This is a genomic window from Mycobacterium sp. E1214, from assembly GCF_001666755.1.
Lineage (GTDB): Bacteria > Actinomycetota > Actinomycetes > Mycobacteriales > Mycobacteriaceae > Mycobacterium.
In genome coordinates this window covers 33,865-54,444 of record NZ_LZJC01000020.1, presented here as the reverse complement: position 1 = coordinate 54,444, position 20,580 = coordinate 33,865, and the positions used below count along the sequence as shown (strand labels likewise).

Here is a 20,580-nt window from a genome sequence, read left to right as displayed (position 1 = left end):
TCTGCGCGATCAGTCGGCGGGGCGCAGCGCGCTCGGCTTGTGTACGGCGTCCGCGCCCGTCTTGTCGCTGACGACACGGTACTGCGGCTCGTCCTTCGACGCGCGCACCGTGCGGCCGGCGGCCTCGGTGTCCGAGGTGATCTTCTCCTCGACCTTGCCTTCCACGGTGTTGCCGTGGCTCTTCCACTCGACTTTGTCGCCCTTGCGAAACGTCTTGTCACTCATGCCAACTCCTCTTCGTGTTGTGTCACCGCCGCGGTCAGGCCGCGGTCTCGGCAACCCGGGCGGTGGCGGTCACGTCGCGCGCGATCCCACCGAATACCGCGTCGCGATACGGCGCCGACGCGGCCCAGAACAGTTGCCCGGCAAGCCCGTAGGGTTGGAAGAACGCCCGCTGCCGGTACAGCGAGCCGCCGTTCTCGTCGGGGGTGGCGGACAGCTCGAGCCACAGGCGCCCCGGCAGGGGGATGTCGGCCCGCAGCCGCAGCAGCCGCGGTGCGTCGATGTGCTCCACCCGCCACCAGTCGAGCGCCTCGCCCTCGTGCAGGGCCTTCCCGTCGAGCGGGCGCCGCCGCGGCCGGATGCCGGCGAGGACGCTGTTGATCCAGCCCCGCACCGGCCATTCCCATGGCAATGCGGACCAATTCCGTTCCGCCGCGGCGGTTTCGATGGCGCGCCACAGCGTGGCGGGGTCGGCGCGGCTGTGACGTTGCCGGGTGTCCTCGTAGAGGGATCCGCCGGCCCACTCCGGGTCGGTCGGCAGCGGCTGGGAGGGGGCGCCGTTGGTGTCGGCGCTCGACCATCGCGTCTGCAGGTCCTTTTCGCGCACGTGCGCCAGGGCCAGTTCGACGGCCTCCTCGTAGTGGGTCAACCCGCCCTCGGGGTCCGGGATGTGGCGGGCGATGTCGTGGTCGGCGCACACCACGTCGTTTTCCAACGACTCCATCAGCGACACGGCCAGTTGCCTCGGAATCGGGGTGATCAGGTCGACGGCCGGCGCGGAGAGCTGGGGACTCAGCAGCGGTACCGGCAGGGTGGGCCGGCGCGGCAGGCCCGCGACCGCGGCGTACTTGCGGATCATCTCGCTGTAGGTGAAGCGGTCGGGCCCGCCGATATCGAAGGGACGGTTGACTTCGGCCGGTAAGTCCGCCGAATGCTCCAGGTAGTAGAGGACGTCGCGCACCGCGATGGGCTGTACGCGGGTGCGCAGCCACCGCGGCGTGACGATCAGCGGCAGTCGTTCGGTGAGATAGCGCAACATCTCAAAGCTCGCCGAACCCGCGCCGATGATCGCGGCCGCGCGCAGTTCGACGGTCGGCACGCCGGAGTCGAGCAGCACCTGGCCGACCTGCTGGCGGGAGGCGAGGTGATCGGATAACTCCTGCCCTGCGGGGATGATGCCGCCGACGTAGACGATGCGGGACAGCCCGGCCCGGGCGGCGGCCTCGGCCACGGTGTGCGCCGCGCGGTCGTCGAACTCCACGAAGTCGGGCCGCATCAGCGAGTGCACCAGGTAGTAGAGGACGTCCTGGCCGTCGAGGGCCCGTGCCACGCTGGCCCGATCGCTGACGTCGCCCTGCACGATCTCCGCCTCGTCGTGCCAGGCGACGCCGTCGAGCTTCTCCGGGGTGCGCGCCAGCACGCGCACGCTGTGCCCGGCCGCCAACAGCTGCGGAACCAGCCGGGTGCCCAGGTAGCCGGTGGCACCGAACACGACGCAGCGTTTACTCATTGCATTCCTCCCGCATGTCGTGTCGAGCATTCCCGCTGCGGCGCGCACCGAACCGTGACGGCACCGACAAAGTGATTAAGAAAATGAACTATTGGCGCGCCGGCTAGGGCGCGCTCGGGACCCGGCCCGCTCAGCGGGCAGCGGTGCGGCGGGAGGCGCGGCGCAGCTGGATCATCCGGGCCGCGCCGACCAGCACGGTGGTGGTCGCGCCGGCGACCGCGGCCAGCAGATACCCGACGCCGACCGGCAGGCTCCAGTCGAAGCCGAGGAAGTGCACGGCGACGGACTCGGTGTTCTGGGCGACGAAGACGAGCAGGGCGATGAGGATGACCAGGCCGACGACGAGCGCCCACCACGCGGCCGCCAGCCGCGTGAAGGGGTGATCCGCGGCCCGGGAGGAAGCGGGCGATTTGGTGTTCATGATGCTGACTAGCCGCCAATCGGGCCGGTCAAACCCCTTCGCGGTCCGGCGCCTGGGCGCCGTTTGAACAAGGCCAACGCGGGTACTTAGATGAGCGATGAATCTCGTGGAGACGTCCCGGCGCGTGCGCCGTGGCGAACGACGGCTGATGAAGTGGCAGCGGCGGCTCTGGTTGGCGGAGCTGGCCCTGTGGCCGACGGTGCTGCTGTTGGCGGTCCTGCTGGCCGCGGCGGGCTGGCTGCTGTGGCGGCGCTCAGCCGGCCAGGCGCCGGCCACGACCGACCTCGCTGTCGCCGCCCCGCCCGCGGCCCCCGTCGCGTCGACGCCGGGCGGCGAGCACGCCCCATGAGGCGGCGGCCGCGGCGAACGCCGCGGCCTGCGCCACGCCGACGCGGCCCGTCGGCAGCCACCGGCCCTCGACGTAGCGGTCGATGAACCCCGCGGGCGGCAGTGGCTCGAGCCCCGCTCGGCGGCGCGCCCAATCCTCCAGCGTGGTCAGCGGGCAACGCAGCGGCAGCGTGACGACGGCGACGCCCCAGGCGACGGCGGCGACGTGGGCGATCAGCGTGCGCGGCCAGCGCAGCGCGAGCAGGCCCCCGGCCGGGATGTAGAGCAGGTAGGCGAAATGCGCGCCGGCGGTCGCTAGCACGGCGGCGGTGTAGCGCTGGGGTGCGGCGGAGTCGGTGCGGGCGGTGATGTCTCGAGTGTCCCACGCCCGCGCGGGGTCGCCGCGCTAGGCGAGGCCGGCGCGGACCTGATATCGGCGTTCGGCGTAGGTGAGGTCGTCGCGCCATAGCCGGGCGGCCGCGTAGCGCATGAACGGCGCGATCAGCGGCGCCATCCGCGTTGCCCGCGCGAAACCCGGTCGCTCCGAATGCGCGATGGTGGCCTCGAGCACCGCGGTCCGCGGATGTCCGTCCGTGCCCGCTCCCAGCGGCGTGGCGTGGGTTTCGACGGTGCTGCCGACCCCTTCCCCGTCGACGATGCGCATCACGATGGTGCGCGCCTCGGGGCAGGTGAACTCGGCGATGACCGGCACGCCGAGGCGCCCCATCTTGAAGGTCACCGCCACCAAGAAGTGATCGGCGTCCTCGGTCGGCGTGCTCAGCACGTCAAGGCGGGTGAACGAGTAGGGGTGAAACCACGCGCCGTGCCAGGGGTCGAGCCGGTTGGCGATGATGTCGACCGGCTCGCAGACTCCGTCCACCCGCGCCACCGCGGCCAGGGTCGCGCCGGCCGGCCGGTCGGGGATCACCGGCTGCGGCAGCGGATCCTCGCCGCCGATCGTGTCCAGCCGCACCCAGGCCAGGGCGCCGTCATCGTGGCTGGGCAGCGGGGTCCAGCCGAATTCGCGGTCGTGCCCGTCGAGGGCCAAGCCGTGCCACCGGCAGATCAGGGTGCCGCGGTGCACGATCCCGGTCGCGAGGTCTGCGCCCAGATGGGGGCAGCTGCGCGGCCCGACGCACAGCCGCCGCTGATCGTCGCGCCAGGCCACCAGCTCGACGCCCGCCACGCGGGCGCCGAACGGTCGCCCGGGCCGCACGTCGCGGCTCGCCGCGAAGGCATACCAGTTGCCGGTGGGCCGGTGCTGTGAGCGTCGCAGCGCGGCCTCGATGAGGCCGGGTCGCGCGTCGCGGTAGGTGGGGCGTTGCTCGGCCCAGGGCTGGCGCGGGATCACTTGCAGCGGCCAATCTTTGGGCCGTGCCGGGGGCCGCGGCAGGCGCAGCCGATCGCGGATGGTCATCGATGCCGGGCTCTTTCGCGGGTGGCGAGCCGGCGCAGCAACGGCGACCGGCCATGGGTGGGGACGGTGGCCAACGGATGCCCGGCCACGCCCCAGCGGGCCAGCAACTGGTTGGCGGCGCACCAGCCGGTGGTCGCGGCGCGTTCCATGAGCGCGACCGGCAGGTCGATCCGGATCGCGTCACCGGCCAGCAGCAGACCGGGCTGCGGGGTGCTGATGGTGGGCCGCAGCTCGTAGGAGCCGGGGGAGAACAGCGGGCAGTCGCTGCGATGCAACAGGCGCTCGGAGACAATCTGCGCCGCAGCGGTTTCCGGGTAGATGCGGTGCAGCTCGCGCAGCGCCGCCGCGCGCGACGGCGCGGAGTCCAAGGCGTACGCGTGCAATTCGACCACCGAGCCTCGGTGGGCGCGGGCCCACTCGCGGGCCTGCCGCTCGTAGCGTTCCAACACGCTGATGTTGTCCAGCGGCTTGTGCCCCGCGGTGCCCAGAAACGCCGGCCGGTGATCCGCCACGGGACGGTCGAGCCACAGTCGGTGCACCGCGAACGGCGGCGCGGTGCGCAACCGGGCGATCTGCTCGCGCCAGCCGTCGGTGCCCAGCCCGGCCGATGCCGCCACGATGCGTTGCAGGCCGGCGATGTCGGTGGCCAGCACCACCGCGTCGACGTCGACTTCGTCACCGGAATCTAGTTGCACCGCATACGGTTTGGGCCCGTCGGTGGCGATGCCGGTGACGCCGGTGCCCAGCCGGAACTGCACACCGTGGCCCTCGAGGTGGCGCCGCAGCGGCTCCCACAGGGCGGTGTCGTAGTTCGCGTCCGGCACGTCGAAGATCAGGCCCTCCGACGAACCCAGGAAGTAGATGTGGAACATGGTGGCCAGCTCGGCCGCCGACAGCTTGGACGGGTCGGCGAAGAAGCTGCGGGAGAACACCTCGAACGCGAGATGCCTTGCAGGCGCCGGAAACCGGATGCGCTCGAGGAACTCCGCGGCGTCGACCTCGTCGAGCTGCTCGTAGATGCCGGGCACCGACACGGCGGCCAGCGGCGCGGCGGCGCGGGCGTCGATGTGGGCGAAGTCGCGCACCCGGAAGGTGGGGCTGCGCACGGCGAACGCCATCGCGTTCCACGGCGGGGTGCGCGGCAGCCCGCGGAAGCTGTCGCGCCGGCCCATCTCGTCGATGAGGGGATAGTCGTCGACGGGCACCAGCATGCGCAGCGCCGGGTCGACGCGCCGCAGCAGGGCGCGCAGGTTGTAGTACTGGCGGAAGAACGCGTGGAAACCGCGGTTCATCGCGAGGTCGGCCCCGGCGTCGGACTCGGTCCAGCCACCGACCCGCCCGCCGAGGTAGTCCTGAAGCTCGACGACGTCGACGGCGACGCCGCGTTCGGCCAGCCCGGTGGCGGCGGCCAGCCCGGCGATGCCGCCGCCGACGACGGCCACGCGCGGCCGCTCGGGGAGCGCGCCCACGTCCGGCCGACCCAGCGGCGCGGGCAGGGTGCGGCGGCGACGGTCCACGGGGTCGGTCATCGCGGCGCGTCCGCCAGGAAGGTGTGCACGATGTTGGCCTCCCAGCCGGGCATCGTGTCGCTGTGCACCGCGGTGAACCCGGCCTCGCGCAGGCGGGCGCGGAACCGGGTGACGCCGTCGAAGCCGAGCACGCTGCGCCACAGGTAGCGGTACAGCCCGGCGTCGCGCGTGCGCCACCACCCGGACGGGATGATGACGCCCCAGCACACGGCGTGCCAGATCGCGGTGGCCGCGGGGGAGTCGCGGACCGAGTATTCGTGCACGGCCAGCGTGCCGCCGGGCCGCAGCAGCGTCCGGAACGCGCGCAGTTGCTGATCGGGGTCGGCGAGGTTGCGGATCAGGTAGGCGGCCAGGATGCCGTCGAACGGCCCGGAGATGCCGTGCTCGGCGAGCCGCTCGATGGGCGTGTGCACGAAGCGCACCGAGTCCGGCCACGGCTTCGCGCGCGCCACGTCGAGCATGCCGCGCGACGCGTCCACCGCGACGATGTCGGCCTCCGGGGCGACCGCGAGCAGCGCGGCCGTCGACGCGCCGGTTCCGCAGCCCGCGTCAAGCAGCCGTAGGCCCCTGCCGCGGTTCGGAATTCGCATCCGGCTGGCCGAGAGCAGCAGCTGGTCGTGGTAGCCGGGGCTGCGGCCCACCAGGCGGTCGTAGGCGTCGGCGCCCGCGTCGAACGCCGCCGCCAGCTGGTTACCGGCGCGCACGTTGCCGCTCCCACAACAGCAGCACCGCGGTCGCCAGGGCGAAGCCGAACAGGAAGTCCTCCACCGGGATGTCGAAGGGGAAGCGCCAGCCGCTGATCTGCCGTTCGTCGTACCGCACGATCGGCGAGCTCAGCTTGGTCAGCCAGCCGTCGACCGGAATCTGGAATCCGAGCACGATCACCATCGACAGCCAGTAGGCCAGGCGCCGGAACAGCCCGGTCCGCAACACCACCACTTCGGCGGCGCAGACGGCCACGACCGCCGCGACCGCCGGCACCGTGTAACCCAGACCGGTCATCGCCGCCGCACCCGGGCCAGGATGGTGCTCACCGCGTTGTAGGTCAGCAGGGCGCACACGGGAATGACGACGAAGAACAACACTTCCTCGATCGGGACGTGGAAGGGAACGTCGAGCCCGACGAGGTAGCGCTCGTTGTAGTTCCACACCCGCGCGGCCACCGCGATCTCGTCCCACAGCAAGAAGACCGCCGCGACGGGCACGACGGCGACGACGAGCCGGCGCAGCTGCCGGTACACGCCCGGCCCGAAGGCCTCCAACGGCGCGGTGACGGCCAGGCATGCGGCCAGGACCGCCAGGTACTGCCACCGATCCGTCATGCGGCCCCCGAGGTGAAACCCGACACGCTCGGCGCGGCGTTACGCGCCCGCCACGACCGTAACAGGCCCAGGCCGCCGACCTGCAGGCGTCGCATCGTGCCGACGGTGGCGCGCTGCGAGAACACCGCGAACTCGCTGGCCTCGATGCGGTCGAGGATCTCCGAGTACAGCGTCGCCGCGGCCGCCACGCACGGGCGTGACCGGGGGGCCAGCATGTCGATCCCCTGCGCGGCGAATCGGTAGGTCCGCCTGGTGATTTCGTGCTGAGCGGCCAGGGCGTCACGCACCCGCGGGTCGGTGCGGCGGTGCGTGTGGCACCACATCAGCAGGTCGCGGTCGACCCCGCCGGCGGCGAGCTCGTCGGCCGGCAGGTAGACCCGGCAACGCAGCAGGTCCTCGTCGACGTCGCGCAGGAAGTTGGTGAGCTGGAACGCCCGGCCCAACGCGGCGGCGTAGGGGGCGGTCTCCTCGACCGGCGCCACCGTCCCTAGCACCGGAAGCACTTGCAGGCCAATGACTTCGGCGGAGCCACGCATGTACTGGTTGAGGGCCTCGCGATGGGGATAGTCGGTGATCGTGAGGTCCATGCGCATGGATGCCAGGAAGTCGTCGAAGAGTTCGGTCGCGATTCCGTAGCGGCGCGCGGTGTGGGTGACCGCGGCCAGCACCGGGTCCTCGAGGTGGTTACCGCCGGCGAAGAACTGCTCGGAGAGCTCCTGCAGGCGCCTGCCCCGGCTTTCGACGCCTTCCTGGGAGTCGAGGTCGTCGAGGATGTCGTCGGCGTAGCGGGCGAAGCCGTACAACGCGTGCACCGCCGGCCGCTGGTCGGGGGCGAGCAGCCGGGTCGCGAGGAAGAACGTGCGGCCGTGCGCGGCGTTGAGTTCGCGGCAGCGGCGATACCCGTCGCGCAGCCGCGGATCGTCGATGCCCGCCGCGTCCAGCTCGCCGCGGATCATGGCAGCGCCGCTTTCAGGTCGACGTGCGTGGCCGGGCGCTTGGCCACCCCGGTGACGCGGTCCGCGGCCAGCCGCCCGGAGATCAGCGTGGTGGGAACGCCCACTCCCGGCACGGTGGAAGACCCTGCGAGGACGGCGTTTTCGATGCCTCGCACCATGTTGGCCGGGCGGAACGGGCCGGTCTGGCCGAAGGTGTGCGACACCGCGAACGGGCTGCCGGCCGCCATGCCCTGCCGGGCCCAGTCCACGGGCGTGACCACGTCGAGCACCTGTGCCTCCTCGGCCAAACCGGGCAGCAGCCGGTCGGCGACCGTGGCGATCATGGTCTCGACGTAGCCGTCAGCCGTGCTCGCCCAGTCGACGGTGCCGCGGTCCAGGTTCGGCGCGGGGGCCAACACGTAGAGCAGGTCACGCCCCTGAGGCGCCAGGCTCGGGTCGCCCGCGGTGGGCCGCGTCACCAACAACGACGGATCGGTCATCACCCGCCCGTCGCGGATGATGTCGGTGAAGGTCCGGTCCCAGGCGTCACCGAAAAGGATGGTGTGGTGCGCGGTTCCGGAGGCCAGGGCCGGGCACCCGAGGTGGGCCACTACCGCCGATGGCGAGGCGCGCAGCGGTACCGCGCGGCGCGGCGTGCGGCCCAGCAACGCGTAGGTTTGCGGCAGCTCGGTGGTCAGGATGACCGCGTCACAGGCGATGCGCTCGGCATCGGTGCGCACGGCGACGACCCGATCCCCGGAACGCTCGAGCGCGGTGACGGGCGCGCCGTAGCAGAACCGCACGCCCGCGTCGGCGGCGGCCGCCGCCAGCGCATCCGGCAGCGCGCGCACGCCGCCGCGCGGAAACACCACGCCCGCAATGGTGTCCATGTAGGCGATGACCGCGTAGACCGCCAGCGCGTCCCGCGGCGCCACCCCCGCATACAGCGATTGGAAGGTGAATACCCGCTGCAGCCGCGGGTCGCTGAGGTAACGCTTGACCATCCGGTCCCACTTGCGGAAGCCGCCGATGGCGGCCAGCCGCGCGAGTTGCGGCGTGAGCAGCGACAGTGGCGAATCGAAATTCGCGGCGATGAAGCCGTCGAATTCGATGCGGTACAGCCGCGTCAGCCATTCGCGCAACTTGCGATAGCCCGCTGCCTGCCCGAAGCCAGCGAACTCTTCGACGGCGGCCGTCATCCGGTCCGCGTCGCTGTGGACGTCCAGCGCGCTGCCGTCGGAGAACGTGGCGCGGTAGGCCGGGTCGAGGTGTAGCAGCTCGAGCCGGTCCGACCGCGTCTCGCCGACGGCGGCGAAGGTGTCGTCGATGATGTCCGGCATCGTCAGCACCGTCGGCCCGGTGTCGATCCGGTAGCCGTCGATGTCGAGCCTTCCGGCCCGCCCGCCCGGCCATGGATACCGCTCGACCACCGTGACCGCGCGTCCTCGCCCGGCCAGGTGCAACGCCGCGGCCAGCCCGGCCAGCCCGGCGCCGATCACCACCACGTGATCGCCGCGCCCCTTGACGGTTCGCATGCTAGAGAGCTCCCCACGTCGTAACGGTCATTCGGCGCGATCCGTGCAGGCAGCCGCCATTGCGCCCAGCGCGGCGCGGACGGGCTCGTCGATGGCCAGGTCGTTCACCAGGTCGCGGGCCGCTGCGACACGATCGCCGATCATCTCCTCAATCAGCTGAACAGCTCCGGTCGCCACAATCAAGGCCTGCCACCGATTGATCGCCTCGTCGTCGAGGGTGTCGCGCTCGATCAAGGCCGTCAGCTCGCGCCGGGTCGCCGGGTCGGCCAGCTGATGCGCGGCCACCACGACGCTGGTGGCCTTGCGTTCCAGCAGGTCACCGCCGCACGGCTTGCCGGTGGCGGCGGGGGAGCCGAAGACGCCGAGCACGTCGTCGCGCAGCTGGAAGGCCTCGCCGACGGCCGCGCCGTAGCGGCCCAACCGCGCCAGCGTGGCGTCGTCGCACCCGGCCAGTGCGGCACCGATTTCCAGCGGGCGGCGCACCGTGTAGTTGCCCGATTTGCGCCGCGCCACGTCCAGCACCGTCTCGAGCTCGGGCATGTTCCGCACATCGCTGGTCAGGTCCGCGAACTGGCCCACGGCCAGCTCGGTGCGCATGGCGTCATAGCGGGCCCACACCCCCGCCAGGCGATCCGGCGCGATTCCGCTTTCCCGCAACATCTGTTCGGCCCAGATCAGGCACAGGTCGCCGAGCAGCACCGCCGACGATTCCCCGAATCGCTGCGACGACCCGGACAGCCCGCGGTCGCGGTGCCATTGCGCGAACCGCAGATGCGCGGCCGGGCGGCCCCGCCGTTGCGGGGAGGAGTCCATAACGTCGTCCTGTAACAGGGCGAAGGCATGCATGAGCTCGAGGCTGGCCGCGGCGCGCAGGGCAGCGGCGCTGGCGGGCGCGCCGCACAGCCAGCCCAGATAAAGGAAGGTGGACCGCAAACATTTACCGCCGGAGACGAAGTCCGCCAGGATCTCCGCGGTGGCGTCGACGCGGGTGGCGTCGAGCTCCGCGCAGCGGCGGTCGACGAACTGGGCCAGCTCGCCAAGCACGCTACGCCGGACGTCGGACCGCCAGGCGTCGAAGTCATCCGGCCGTAGCGTCGCCGCGACGGGCGACTGTAAAGACACTCTCATCGCGCGCAAGCTCCCTCCCGGACGGCTTGGCATGATCAGCCCGCAACCGGCCCAACACTCGCGGTCATACCCGCTGCTCAGCGGCCAAAACAGACGTCGGCCCCGCACCGGCTACGAACCGCCCCCTGTCCGCCGTGTCCGGCACGCCAAGCCTACGTTCAATAACTTAAAGATTAACTTAATGAACATCTTCGCCGTGCGCCACCCGGGGTCGGCCCACCGTCGCCGCCGTTTCAACAATTTAAACATTAACTAACTGAATAGAACGGGCGGTCGGGGATATGCTGCCACCGTTATGAACGCCGACGAGCAGCGCGCCGCCCTGGAGTCGCTCATCTCGGCCGACCTGCGGGAGCTGTCCACCGAATCCGATCAGATCGGCCGGCTGTTCGCGGCGTCACACAGTATGCGCGCCAACGATTTTCGTGCGCTGCTCTACATCATGGTGGCCGAAACGGCGGGGCGGCCGATGACCTCGGGGGACCTGAGCCAGCAAATGGGCATGTCCGGTTCGGCGATCACCTATCTGGTGGACCGGCTGATCGACTCCGGACACATCCACCGCGACAACCATCCCGGCGACCGGCGCAAGGTGGTGCTGCGCCACGGCGAGTCGGGGTTAGCGACCGCCCGCTCGTTCTTCGGTCCGCTCGGCACCCACACCCGATTGGCCCTCGCCGACGTGCCCGACGAGGAACTCCGCGCTGCCCACCGCGTGCTGGGCGCGCTGATGTCGGCGATGCGCGGCTTCCGGGCCGAGCTGGGCGAGGCGCCGAAAGCCTAGCCGCTCAAGGAATTCGGTGGTTCACGCTGTGGCGGCCGGGCGCACCGGCCGGCGGCGCCCGACGAGGTCGAACAGGGCCTGACGGCGCGCCTGGAGAACGTCGTCAATGGTCTGCAACGCCTCGGCCACCGACTCCGACAGCGCCAGGCCATTGTCCGGCACGATGCGCAGCAGCGGCCGCAGCGCCGGCCCGGGCACCACGCTGCAGTGCACGCGGGCGGCGCGCAGGTCGGCATTGAGCGCCAGCAGCGCGCCGAACCCGTCGACCCCGACGAAGCTCAACTGGCTGAGGTCGAGGATCAGCGGCGATTTCAACCCGGCGAAACGGGTCAGGGCCCGCGCGACGTCGCGGGCGTTCGCCGCGTCGAGTTGGCCGTCGACGCGTACGACCGTGGCGAGGCTGCGCGCGTAGGCGTAGAGGCGGGCGCGGGACAACTCGGCGAGAGGGTGCTGACCCCGCGGCCGGGGCTGGGCCAGCGGGTGAAGTTCGGAATGCGCAGTGGCGGTCATAGACGGAGCCCATCGAGAGAGTTCGAGAAGGGGAGGCAGCTGTGGACTCAACCTGAACGCAGCGTAGCCCCGGAAATCGTCCGCCCAGCGCCGGTCACGGCGGATTTTCGTTTTCTGGCGGGCGGCATGCGCGTGGCCGACGCTCGCGGCCGCCGGCCGCTTTGCCTCAACGTGACTTTTACGCCGCTGCTGGGTCACACGGCGCGTTCGCGCACCTCGATCGGCGGTGCCGGGCCCGGCGCGCTGCACGCCGCGCGCGGCGTTGCGTGCCGGCCCCGCCACGCCCCCGGACCGCGCGCCGCGACGGCCCTCACGCTGTGCGTTTCGGGGTGCGGTCGCCTCGGGTGGCCCAGAGACCGGCGTGCGTTGCTGGGCTCCCGCCGCCAGTGGCTGTGACGCGCGCCCCCCGCGGCACCGTTCCACCCGGATAGCGCGGCACCGGTTGCGGCGAAACGGTGGCTGGCAGACCGCTCGTCGCGCCGGCCGCGACGCCCGGCGGCCCCCCGCGACCGCTGTTAGGCTTCCCGCCATGCCCGTGGCGTCGGATGTTTGCTCCGCCCTCGCGCTGTGTTGTCGCCGCTGACGCTGTGCAGCGGCCCGGTGCATCGGTGACCGGTCCCGGCGCGTCCGTCGCCCGACCGCGGCACCGGAATTCCCCAGCAGCCCTCCCGGAAGGCCACCTATGTTCAGCACCGGCAACGCGCCGCGCTGGCGGACGGCCGTCGCGCTGACCGTCGTCGCCGCATCCGCCGTCGCGTGTCACGCCGGCGCCAGCGACGCCGTGGGCGGCGGCGGCCTGACCGATGGGAACACGAAGATCACCCTGGTCGCCTACTCCGTCCCGGAACCGGGTTGGAGCAAGGTGATTCCGGCGTTCAATGCCTCGGAGGAAGGCCGCAGCGTGCAGGTGATCGCCTCCTACGCCGCCTCGGCCGACCAGTCGCGCGGCGTCGTCGAGGGCAAACCCGCCGACCTGGTCAACTTCTCCGTCGAGCCCGACATCACCCGACTGGTGAAGGCCGGCAAGGTGTCCGCCGACTGGGACAAGGACGACACCAAGGGGATCCCGTTCGGTTCGGTGGTGACGCTGGTGGTCCGCAAGGGCAATCCGAAGAACATCAGGGACTGGGACGACCTGCTGCGCCCGGGTATCGAGGTGGTCACGCCGAGCCCGCTGAGTTCGGGCTCGGCCAAGTGGAACCTGTTGGCGCCGTACGCCGCCAAGAGCGGCGGCGGCGCGGACAGCCGCGCCGGCATCGACTACATCACCAAGCTGGTGCGCGAGCACGTGAAACTGCGGCCGGGGTCCGGGCGGATCGCGACCGACGTCTTCGTGGAGGGCAGCGGCGACGTGCTGATCAGTTACGAGAACGAGGCCATCGCCGCCGAGCGCCAAGGCAAGGCCGTCGAACACCTCATCCCGTCACAGACCTTCAAGATCGAGAACCCGGTGGCCGTCGTGATCACCAGCCCGCACCTCGAGGCGGCGGTCGCGTTCAAGAACTTCCAGTACACGGCGGCGGCGCAAAAGGTATGGGCGCAGGCCGGTTTCCGGCCCACCGACCCGGCGGTGGCCGCGCGGTTCCGCGACCAGTATCCGGTGCCGGTCAAGCTGTGGACCATCGACGATTTGGGCGGTTGGAGCGCGGCCGACCCGCAGCTGTTCGACAAGAACACCGGCAGCATCACCACGATTTACAAGCAGGCCACGGGATGACGCGCTCGGTGGACGAGCGCGCGGCGGTGCCGGCACTGCGGGCCGAGGTCGATGACCCCGGCGAGCCGCTCGCACCGCCGCCCACCGCGATCCCGGCGACGGCGGGCCGGCCGGGCGCCACGTCGCTGCGGGTCGGCGTGACGATGCTCTGGCTGTCGGTGATCGTCCTGCTGCCGTTGTCGGCCATCGCCTGGCAGGCGGGCGGCGGTGGCTGGCAAGCCTTCTGGCTCGCAATCACCTCGCACGCCGCGGTGGAATCGTTTCGGGTCACGCTGACCGTCTCCGTCGTGGTCACCGTGTTCAACGTGGTGTTCGGCCTCGCGACGGCGTGGGTGTTGGTGCGCGACGACTTCGTCGGCAAGGGTTTCATCGACGCCGTCATCGACTTGCCGTTCGCGCTGCCGACCATCGTGACCAGCCTGGTGATGCTGGCCCTGTACGGCAAGAACAGCCCGGTCGGTGTGCACCTGCAGCACACCCCGCCGGGGGTCGCGATGGCGCTGGCGTTCGTCACCCTGCCGTTGGTGGTGCGCGCTGTCCAGCCGGTGCTGCTCGAGGTCGACCGCGAGATCGAGGAGGCCGCCGCGTCGCTGGGCGCCACCGGCACCAAGGTCTTCACCTCGATCGTGTTGCCGTCCCTGACGCCGGCGTTGCTCACCGGCGCGGGTTTGGCGTTCTCGCGCTGCATCGGCGAGTTCGGCTCGGTGGTGACGATCGGCGGCGCCGTCCCGGGCCGGACCGAGGTGTCGTCGCAGTGGATCCGCGCCCTCATCGAAAACGACGACCGGACCGGTGCCGCCGCCATTTCAATTGTGCTGCTGGCGATCTCGTTCAGCGTGTTGATCCTGTTGCGCGTGGTCGGCGGTCGGCGGGCCAAACGTGAGGAGAAGGCGTCGTGACCACGGTGCCCTGGGCCCGCTACACCACCCGGTCGGTGGTGCTGGCCTACATCGGCGTCATGCTCTTCGCGCCGGTCGCGGTCATCTTGTGGCGCACGTTCGCCCCCGGCCTGGGCCAGTTCGTCGATTGGATCACCACCCCGGCGGCGGAGTCGGCGCTGTACCTGTCGCTGCTGGTGGTCGCCGTCGTCGTGCCCCTCAACGTGGTGTTCGGGGTTTTCACGTCGTTATTGTTGGCCCGCAGCAGGTTTCGCGGCAAGGGAGTACTGCAGGCGATCGTCGACCTGCCGTTCGCGGTGTCTCCCATCATCGTGGGCGTCGCCCTGATTCTGCTGTGGGGGTCGGCCGGGGCGCTGGGCTTCGTCGAGAACGACCTCGGGTGGCGGATCATCTTCGGTGTCCCCGGCATCGTGCTCGCCAGCATCTTCGTCACGCTGCCGTTCGTGGTGCGTGAGGTGCAACCGGTGCTCGTCGAGGTGGGCACCGAGCAGGAGCAGGCCGCCGCGACGCTGGGTTCGAATGCGTGGCAGACCTTTTGGCGGATCACGCTGCCGTCCATCCGGTGGGGCCTGACCTACGGCATCGTGTTGACCACCGCCCGCACGCTCGGGGAGTTCGGCGCGGTCATCATGGTCTCGTCCAACCTGCCGGGCGAATCGCAAACCCTCACCCTGCTGGTCAACGACCGCTACAACCGCGGCGCCGAAGACGGCGCCTACGCGCTGTCGACGTTGCTGATGGGCGTCGCCGTCGCGTTCCTCGTCGTCAAGACCATCCTGCTCGTTCGCCGGGCGCGGGCGAGGGCCCACGCCTGAGAAGTCCGCGAAAGGGACCACCGACATGACCGACAACCCGCCCGAGCCCGACGCGATCACGGTGCGCGACGCCTACAAGCACTACGGCGATTTCGTCGCGCTGGACCACGTCGACTTCACGGTGCCCACCGGCTCGTTGACGGCGCTGCTGGGCCCCAGCGGCTCGGGCAAGTCGACGCTGTTGCGCGCCATCGCGGGCCTAGACCAGCTCGACAGCGGTGTCGTCACGATCGACGGCCGCGACGTGACGCGGGTGCCACCGCAGCGGCGCGGGATCGGGTTCGTCTTCCAGCATTACGCCGCGTTCAAACACCTGACGGTCCGCGACAACGTGGCCTACGGGCTCAGAATTCGCAAGCGTCCCAAGGCGGAGATCAAGGCCAAGGTCGACAATCTGCTCGAGGTGGTGGGGCTCAGCGGTTTTCACGCGCGCTATCCCAACCAGCTCTCCGGCGGCCAACGCCAGCGGATGGCGCTGGCGCGCGCGCTCGCCGTCGACCCGCAGGTGCTGTTGCTCGACGAGCCGTTCGGCGCGCTGGACGCCAAGGTGCGCGAGGACCTGCGCTCCTGGCTGCGACGCCTGCACGACGAGGTCCACGTCACCACGGTGTTGGTCACCCACGACCAGACCGAGGCGCTGGACGTCGCCGACCGGATCGCCGTCCTCAACAGGGGCCGCATCGAACAGGTCGGCTCGCCGACCGAGGTGTACGACGCGCCCGCCAACCCGTTCGTGATGTCCTTTCTGGGCGCGGTGTCCGAGCTCAACGGGGCGCTGGTCCGCCCGCACGACATCCGGGTGGGCCGCAACCCCGAGCTGGCGATCGCCGGCGGCGACGGCTCGGCGGAGGCCATCGGCGTGGTGGCCGCGACCGTCGACCGGGTGGTCGCCCTGGGCTTCGAGGTGCGCGTCGAGCTGACCAGCGCCGCCACCGGCGGCCCCTTCACCGCCCAGATCACCCGCGGCGACGCCGAGGCCCTGGCCCTGCGCGACGGTGACACGGTGTACGTGCGCGCGACCCGGGTGCCCCCCATCGACGGCGCGCTGACCCGGGGGTAACCGGTCGAGCTGTTTCCCGGCCGTGAGAACGGGAATTCGCGGCCAGTGAATCTTTTCGAGCTTGCCGCGCTGCCGTTCCAGTGGGGTTCGGCCCTGCGGGGCAAACGGTTCTTCCATCCCGACGGCGTGCTGGCCGAGGGCGTCCTGGAGCGCGTGGCGCCGCCGCACCAGGGGCTGCCGCTGCCGTCGTCAGACGTCATCGCCCGCGTGTCCAAGGCCACCGGCACGCCCGGGGCGCTGCCCGATTTCCTCGGCCTGGCGGTCCGCGTGCCCGCCGGCGACGCCGGCACGCCGTGGGACGTCCTGCTGGTCTCGGCGGGTTCGGGCGTGCTGGCCCGCGCCGTCGCGCTGCGGCCGGCGACGTCGTGGAACTCGCAGACGCTGACCACGCTGATGCCCGTGCACTACCGGGGTGACAACTGGTGGCTGCGGGCCCGCACCGACGGCGACACGGACGGCGCCGGGCTGTCCCTGGACGCGATCCGCGGCCGGCTGGAGCGCGGCACCATCGACGTCGATATCGACCAAGCCTGCGGCGCAGGGTCTTTCACACCGCTGGCGCGGCTGACGCTGACCGGCGTCATCGACTCGGCGGACGACGTGTCGTTCGATCCGGTCGCCAACACGGCACCGGGCACGGGGCTGCACCCGCAATGGCTGGCGGACCTGCGGGGCCGCGCGTACCGGCGCAGCCGCGACGGCCGCGACGCCGAAGAAACCTGATCGCGACGAGGAGGGGCCGACATGGCCAAGCGGATAGTCATCACCGGAGCCAGCGGCAACGTGGGCACCGCGCTGCTGCGCACGCTCGCCGAACGCGGCGGCGAGTACGACATCGTCGGGGTCACCCGTCGCAAACCCCCGCAGCAGGGCTCGTACCGGTCGGTCGACTGGCATCAGCTCGACCTCGCCGATCCCGGGGTACAGATCGCGCTGCGCGACCTGTTCAGCGGCGCCGCGTGCGTGGTGCACCTGGCTTGGGGGTTCCAACCCACCCGCAACGTGCGCTACCTCGACGCGGTGGGCATCGGCGGCAGCACGGCCGTGCTGAGCGCCGCGCACGACGCGAAAGTCCGTCAGCTGGTGCACATGTCGTCGGTCGGCAGCTACGCGCCGGGGCGGTACGGGCAGCGGGTCGACGAGTCGTGGTCCACCACCGGCGTGAGCTCCTCGCCCTACAGCAGGGCCAAGGCGACCGTGGAGAACCTGCTCGACGACTACGAGCGGCGCAATCCCGAGGGCGTCGGCATCACCAGGATGCGGCCGGGCTTCATCCTGCAGCGCGACGCCGCCGCCGGCCTGCGCCGCTACACCCTGCCCGCCTACCTGGATCCCCGACTGGTGCGCGCGCTGCCGGTGCTGCCGCTGGACCGCTCGCTCGCGGTGTCCATCGTGCACGCCGACGACGTCGCCGCCGCGTGCGTCGCGGCGATCGAGCGGTGCGCGCTCGGGCCGTTCAACCTCGCGGCCGAACCGCCGCTGACCCGTGACGGCCTGGCGCGGGCCTTGCAGGCGCGACCGGTGCACGTGCCCTCGAAGCTGCTGGGCCTGCTGGTCGACGCGTCGTGGCGGGCCAGGCTGCAGCCGATCGACCGCGGCTGGCTGGACATGGCGTTCACGCTGCCGCTGCTGGCCACCGACCGGGCCCGCGCGGAACTCGGCTGGGCGCCGCGGTGGGATTCCGCCGCGGCCCTGTCCGACTTCCTCGAGGGTTTCTGGCGGGAAGCGGGAACGCCCAGCCCGGTGCTGAGCCCGCGGTCGTTTGTGGCCGCCCTGACCCGCGACGTCCGCAAGGGGCCGCTGACGGTGCGCCCGGTGCCCTGAGCGCTCAGCGAACCCGGCCGAGCAGATGCCGCAGCGCCTCCTCGAGGCCGGGCTGGCGGAACCGGTGGTCGGCGGCCGCGAGCTTGGCCGGGCTGACGCGCTGACTGGCGCAGGCCAATTCGCGAGCGCCCTGCGCGCCCAAGAGCAACCGGGGCCCCAGCGCGGGCACCGGCAGCACCGCGGGACGGCGCAGCACCCGCGCCAGGACGGCGGTGTAGTCGCTGTTGCGAACCGGTTGCGGCGCAACGGCGTTGACCGATCCGGACAAGTCGGTGTCCCACAGGCCGCGGTGGTAGACGTCGACGAGGTCGTCGAGTCCGATCCAGGACAGCCACTGCCGGCCGCTGCCGAGCCGGCCGCCCAGCCCCGCGCTGAACAGCGGCCGCAGCAGCTTCAGCGTGCCGCCCTGCGGGGATTGCACAATGCCGGTGCGCACCCGCACCACCCGGACGCCGGCCTGCTCGGCCGGCGCCGTCGCGGCCTCCCAGTCGTGCACCACGTCGGCCAGGAACCCGTCGCCGCGCGCGCTGTCCTCGGTGAGCGTTTCGTCGCCGCGGTCGTAGCCGTAGAAACCGATCGCCGACGCCGACACCAGCACCGCGGGTTTGGTCCCGGCGCGGCCCAGCAGTTCGGCCAGCCGGCGGGTCGGCCCGATCCGGCTGTCCCGGATCGCCTCGCGGTGCTCGTCGGTGAACCGGCCGGCGATCGAGGCGCCGGCCAGGTGGATCACCGCGTCAACCCCGTCGAACAACCCCGGGTCCGGATCGCGCGGATCCCACTGCCGCTCGTCGGCCCCCCGCGCGGGGCGCCGGACCAGGGCGATCACCCGGTGGCCGCCGGTGCGTAAAAACGCCGTCAGCGCGGCCCCGACCAGCCCCGACGACCCGGTCACGGCGACGGTCAGCGGCGGCAGCCCCCGCTCGGCGGCCCGCCGGTGCGCGGCCAGGTCGTCGGCCAGTTGGCGGTGCCGATACACGAACATGGGCCGCAGCAACGCCCCCGGTACCGACGTGTCCACCCGGTCGATCACCCGGGTGCGCCCGTCGCCGAGGTCAGCGAAGTCGTGAACGTGCCTCCAGCGCAACGCCTTTCGGGCAGGCAGCGCCGCCAGCTGGTCACCGCCGATGGCGTCGACGAACCGGCGGGGCGGGTCGTAGTCGTCCGGCTGATGCTCGGCCACCCAGCGCAGCCCGCCGGGCAGCGCGAGCGTGGCGCGACCGTCCCGCAGCGACGTGGCCTCGGAGACCAGCCGCATGGGCTGCCACGGCGGCGACAGCCGCGTGAACGCGCCCGGCCTGGCGTGCCAGTCGAAGACGTCGGTGATCGGAGCGTCGACGACGCTCGAGAATTCCAGCCCCACCCCGGCAGGTTAGCGGTTCGGCAGCGCGTGTTCCACGATGGGCTGCCGGGCCTGCGGCTGCCGTTCGCCGCGCTTGGCCGCGACGTAGACCTGCGCGGTTTCGGTGGCCACCGTGTGCCAGTCGAAGGCCGACGTCAGCCGCTCGCGGGCGGCGCGGGCCCGCCGCTGCGCGGCCGCCGGGTCGTCGAGCACCGTGCGGATCGCGTCGGCCAGCGCGGCCACGTCGCGCGGGGGGCACGACATCCCGGTGCGCCCGTGCAGCACCGCCTCGCCCAGCCCGCCGATGTTCGACGTCACCAGCGGGGCACCGGCCGCGGCGGCCTCCAGTGCGACGATCCCGAACGGCTCGTAGTGGCTGGGCAGCACCGCGGCGTCGGCCCGGTGCAACACCGCCAGCAGCTCGGCGTGTTCGAGGTGCCCGGCGAAGTGAGTCGCCTTGAGTACCCGGTGTTTTCGCGCCTGCTCCGCCAGCCAGGCCTGCTGGGTGCCCTCCCCGGCGATGGTCAACGTGGTGCCGGGGTGGGTACGCCGGACCCGGGCCAACGCGGCGATGGCCTCGTGCACGCCCTTCTCGTACTCCAGCCGCCCCAGATAGAGGAGTTCGGCCGGGCCGCGGCGCGGGCGGCGCGGCGCGAACGGCCAGCGAGCCGCGTCGATCCCATTGCGGATCACCGTGATCGCGGCGAGCCCGGGTCCGAACAGCTCGCTGATCTCGTCAGCCATGGACGCCGAACACGTGATCAGCGAATCGGATTCGCGCACCAGCCACGACTCGACCGCGTGCACCTGACGGCTGATCGCGCCGACGACCCAGCCGGAATGCCGGCCGGCCTCGGTGGCGTGAATCGTGGAAACCAGTGGTACATCGAAGAATTGGGCGAGCGCGACCGCGGGGTGGGCCACCAGCCAGTCGTGCGCGTGCACCACGTCGGGGCGCCAGGGCCGGCTGTGGCCGCGCTTCTTCACCGCCAACCCGGCTCGCACCATGGAGTGCCCCATCGCCAGCGTCCACGCCATCATGTCGTCACCGAAGCTGAATTCGTGGGGGTCGTGCGCGGCCGCAATCACCCGGACGCCGTCGACGACCTCGTCGGTGCCGGGATGGGTGCTGGGGTCGGTGCCGGTGGGTCGCCGCGACAGCACGACCACCTCGTGCCCGGCCGCGGCCAGCGCGGTCGACAGGTGGTGCACGTGGCGCCCGAGGCCGCCGATGACGACCGGCGGGTACTCCCAGGACACCATCAGGATCTTCACGCGCCGGCCCA

21 protein-coding genes and 1 pseudogene are annotated in these 20,580 nt (G+C 71.6%); 7 read left to right on the top strand and 15 right to left on the bottom strand.

Features of this window, described 5'->3' with window-relative positions; all coding sequences use genetic code 11:
• Nucleotides 1-9 precede the first annotated feature (9 nt).
• From A5700_RS02195 to A5700_RS02140, 12 genes are all read right to left on the bottom strand, one after another.
• Nucleotides 10-225, bottom strand: coding sequence for a DUF2945 domain-containing protein (locus tag A5700_RS02195; protein WP_068069454.1), 216 nt, complete (start codon nucleotides 223-225; stop codon nucleotides 10-12).
• A 34-nt stretch (nucleotides 226-259) separates the two neighbouring features.
• Nucleotides 260-1,732 carry a DUF2867 domain-containing protein gene (locus tag A5700_RS02190; RefSeq protein WP_068069455.1) on the bottom strand — a complete coding sequence of 491 codons (1,473 nt, stop codon included), beginning with the start codon at nucleotides 1,730-1,732 and terminating at the stop codon, nucleotides 260-262.
• A 130-nt stretch (nucleotides 1,733-1,862) separates the two neighbouring features.
• Nucleotides 1,863-2,153 (bottom strand): lipopolysaccharide assembly LapA domain-containing protein, encoded by a 291-nt coding sequence (locus A5700_RS02185; protein WP_068069457.1) that lies wholly within the window; start codon nucleotides 2,151-2,153, stop codon nucleotides 1,863-1,865.
• A gap of 253 nt (nucleotides 2,154-2,406) precedes the next feature.
• Nucleotides 2,407-2,802, bottom strand: coding sequence for a DUF2784 domain-containing protein (locus A5700_RS02180; protein ID WP_068069459.1), 396 nt, complete (start codon nucleotides 2,800-2,802; stop codon nucleotides 2,407-2,409).
• A gap of 84 nt (nucleotides 2,803-2,886) precedes the next feature.
• Nucleotides 2,887-3,897: a DUF5914 domain-containing protein gene (locus tag A5700_RS02175; RefSeq protein WP_068069460.1), complete on the bottom strand. Its 1,011-nt coding sequence runs from the start codon at nucleotides 3,895-3,897 to the stop codon at nucleotides 2,887-2,889.
• Complete coding sequence (locus A5700_RS02170) at nucleotides 3,894-5,426, bottom strand: FAD-dependent oxidoreductase (RefSeq protein WP_068069461.1); 1,533 nt, start codon at nucleotides 5,424-5,426, stop codon at nucleotides 3,894-3,896. Before A5700_RS02170 ends, A5700_RS02175 begins: the two co-directional genes overlap by 4 nt.
• A complete protein-coding gene (locus tag A5700_RS02165) occupies nucleotides 5,423-6,130 on the bottom strand; it encodes a class I SAM-dependent methyltransferase (RefSeq protein WP_068069463.1) in 708 nt (235 codons plus the stop codon). Before A5700_RS02165 ends, A5700_RS02170 begins: the two co-directional genes overlap by 4 nt.
• On the bottom strand, nucleotides 6,117-6,428 hold the full coding sequence (locus tag A5700_RS02160; protein WP_068069464.1) for a lycopene cyclase domain-containing protein: 312 nt from the start codon (nucleotides 6,426-6,428) through the stop codon (nucleotides 6,117-6,119). The genes A5700_RS02165 and A5700_RS02160 overlap by 14 nt, the downstream gene beginning before the upstream one ends.
• Nucleotides 6,425-6,748, bottom strand: coding sequence for a lycopene cyclase domain-containing protein (locus A5700_RS02155; protein WP_068069465.1), 324 nt, complete (start codon nucleotides 6,746-6,748; stop codon nucleotides 6,425-6,427). The genes A5700_RS02160 and A5700_RS02155 overlap by 4 nt, the downstream gene beginning before the upstream one ends.
• Nucleotides 6,745-7,704, bottom strand: coding sequence for a phytoene/squalene synthase family protein (locus A5700_RS02150; RefSeq protein ID WP_068069467.1), 960 nt, complete (start codon nucleotides 7,702-7,704; stop codon nucleotides 6,745-6,747). The genes A5700_RS02155 and A5700_RS02150 overlap by 4 nt, the downstream gene beginning before the upstream one ends.
• Nucleotides 7,701-9,218, bottom strand: coding sequence for a phytoene desaturase family protein (gene crtI / locus A5700_RS02145; RefSeq protein ID WP_068204399.1), 1,518 nt, complete (start codon nucleotides 9,216-9,218; stop codon nucleotides 7,701-7,703). Before crtI ends, A5700_RS02150 begins: the two co-directional genes overlap by 4 nt.
• A 27-nt stretch (nucleotides 9,219-9,245) precedes the next feature.
• Complete coding sequence (locus A5700_RS02140; RefSeq protein WP_082960436.1) at nucleotides 9,246-10,346, bottom strand: polyprenyl synthetase family protein; 1,101 nt, start codon at nucleotides 10,344-10,346, stop codon at nucleotides 9,246-9,248.
• 295 nt (nucleotides 10,347-10,641) lie between these two features.
• Between A5700_RS02140 and A5700_RS02135 the strand changes: the two genes are divergently transcribed.
• Nucleotides 10,642-11,130 (top strand): MarR family winged helix-turn-helix transcriptional regulator, encoded by a 489-nt coding sequence (locus A5700_RS02135; RefSeq protein WP_068069013.1) that lies wholly within the window; start codon nucleotides 10,642-10,644, stop codon nucleotides 11,128-11,130.
• A 21-nt stretch (nucleotides 11,131-11,151) separates the two neighbouring features.
• Here A5700_RS02135 and A5700_RS02130 read toward each other — a convergent pair whose 3' ends face one another.
• The gene (locus tag A5700_RS02130; protein WP_082960437.1) at nucleotides 11,152-11,640 is read right to left on the bottom strand and encodes an STAS domain-containing protein; all 489 of its coding nucleotides are present in this window, start codon (nucleotides 11,638-11,640) and stop codon (nucleotides 11,152-11,154) included.
• A 682-nt stretch (nucleotides 11,641-12,322) separates the two neighbouring features.
• Between A5700_RS02130 and A5700_RS02125 the strand changes: the two genes are divergently transcribed.
• The 6 genes and pseudogenes from A5700_RS02125 to A5700_RS02100 all read left to right on the top strand — a co-directional run bounded on the left by A5700_RS02125 (nucleotide 12,323) and on the right by A5700_RS02100 (nucleotide 17,955).
• Complete coding sequence (locus A5700_RS02125; protein WP_068069015.1) at nucleotides 12,323-13,357, top strand: sulfate ABC transporter substrate-binding protein; 1,035 nt, start codon at nucleotides 12,323-12,325, stop codon at nucleotides 13,355-13,357.
• A gap of 51 nt (nucleotides 13,358-13,408) precedes the next feature.
• Nucleotides 13,409-14,256, top strand: a pseudogene (gene cysT, locus A5700_RS02120) (sulfate ABC transporter permease subunit CysT).
• Nucleotides 14,253-15,071, top strand: a complete 819-nt coding sequence (cysW, locus tag A5700_RS02115; RefSeq protein WP_068069018.1) for a sulfate ABC transporter permease subunit CysW — start codon at nucleotides 14,253-14,255, stop codon at nucleotides 15,069-15,071. The pseudogene cysT and the gene cysW overlap by 4 nt, the downstream one beginning before the upstream one ends.
• A 25-nt stretch (nucleotides 15,072-15,096) precedes the next feature.
• Nucleotides 15,097-16,131: a sulfate/molybdate ABC transporter ATP-binding protein gene (locus A5700_RS02110; RefSeq protein WP_068069021.1), complete on the top strand. Its 1,035-nt coding sequence runs from the start codon at nucleotides 15,097-15,099 to the stop codon at nucleotides 16,129-16,131.
• Between the two features lie 45 nt (nucleotides 16,132-16,176).
• Complete coding sequence (locus tag A5700_RS02105) at nucleotides 16,177-16,854, top strand: phosphodiesterase (protein WP_068069024.1); 678 nt, start codon at nucleotides 16,177-16,179, stop codon at nucleotides 16,852-16,854.
• Between the two features lie 21 nt (nucleotides 16,855-16,875).
• The gene (locus tag A5700_RS02100; RefSeq protein WP_068069027.1) at nucleotides 16,876-17,955 is read left to right on the top strand and encodes an NAD-dependent epimerase/dehydratase family protein; all 1,080 of its coding nucleotides are present in this window, start codon (nucleotides 16,876-16,878) and stop codon (nucleotides 17,953-17,955) included.
• Between the two features lie 4 nt (nucleotides 17,956-17,959).
• Here A5700_RS02100 and A5700_RS02095 read toward each other — a convergent pair whose 3' ends face one another.
• Both A5700_RS02095 and A5700_RS02090 read right to left on the bottom strand, forming a co-directional pair.
• The gene (locus tag A5700_RS02095) at nucleotides 17,960-19,315 is read right to left on the bottom strand and encodes a TIGR01777 family oxidoreductase (protein WP_068069029.1); all 1,356 of its coding nucleotides are present in this window, start codon (nucleotides 19,313-19,315) and stop codon (nucleotides 17,960-17,962) included.
• Between the two features lie 9 nt (nucleotides 19,316-19,324).
• Nucleotides 19,325-20,569 carry a glycosyltransferase family 4 protein gene (locus A5700_RS02090; RefSeq protein WP_068069122.1) on the bottom strand — a complete coding sequence of 415 codons (1,245 nt, stop codon included), beginning with the start codon at nucleotides 20,567-20,569 and terminating at the stop codon, nucleotides 19,325-19,327.
• Nucleotides 20,570-20,580: the final 11 nt, after the last annotated feature.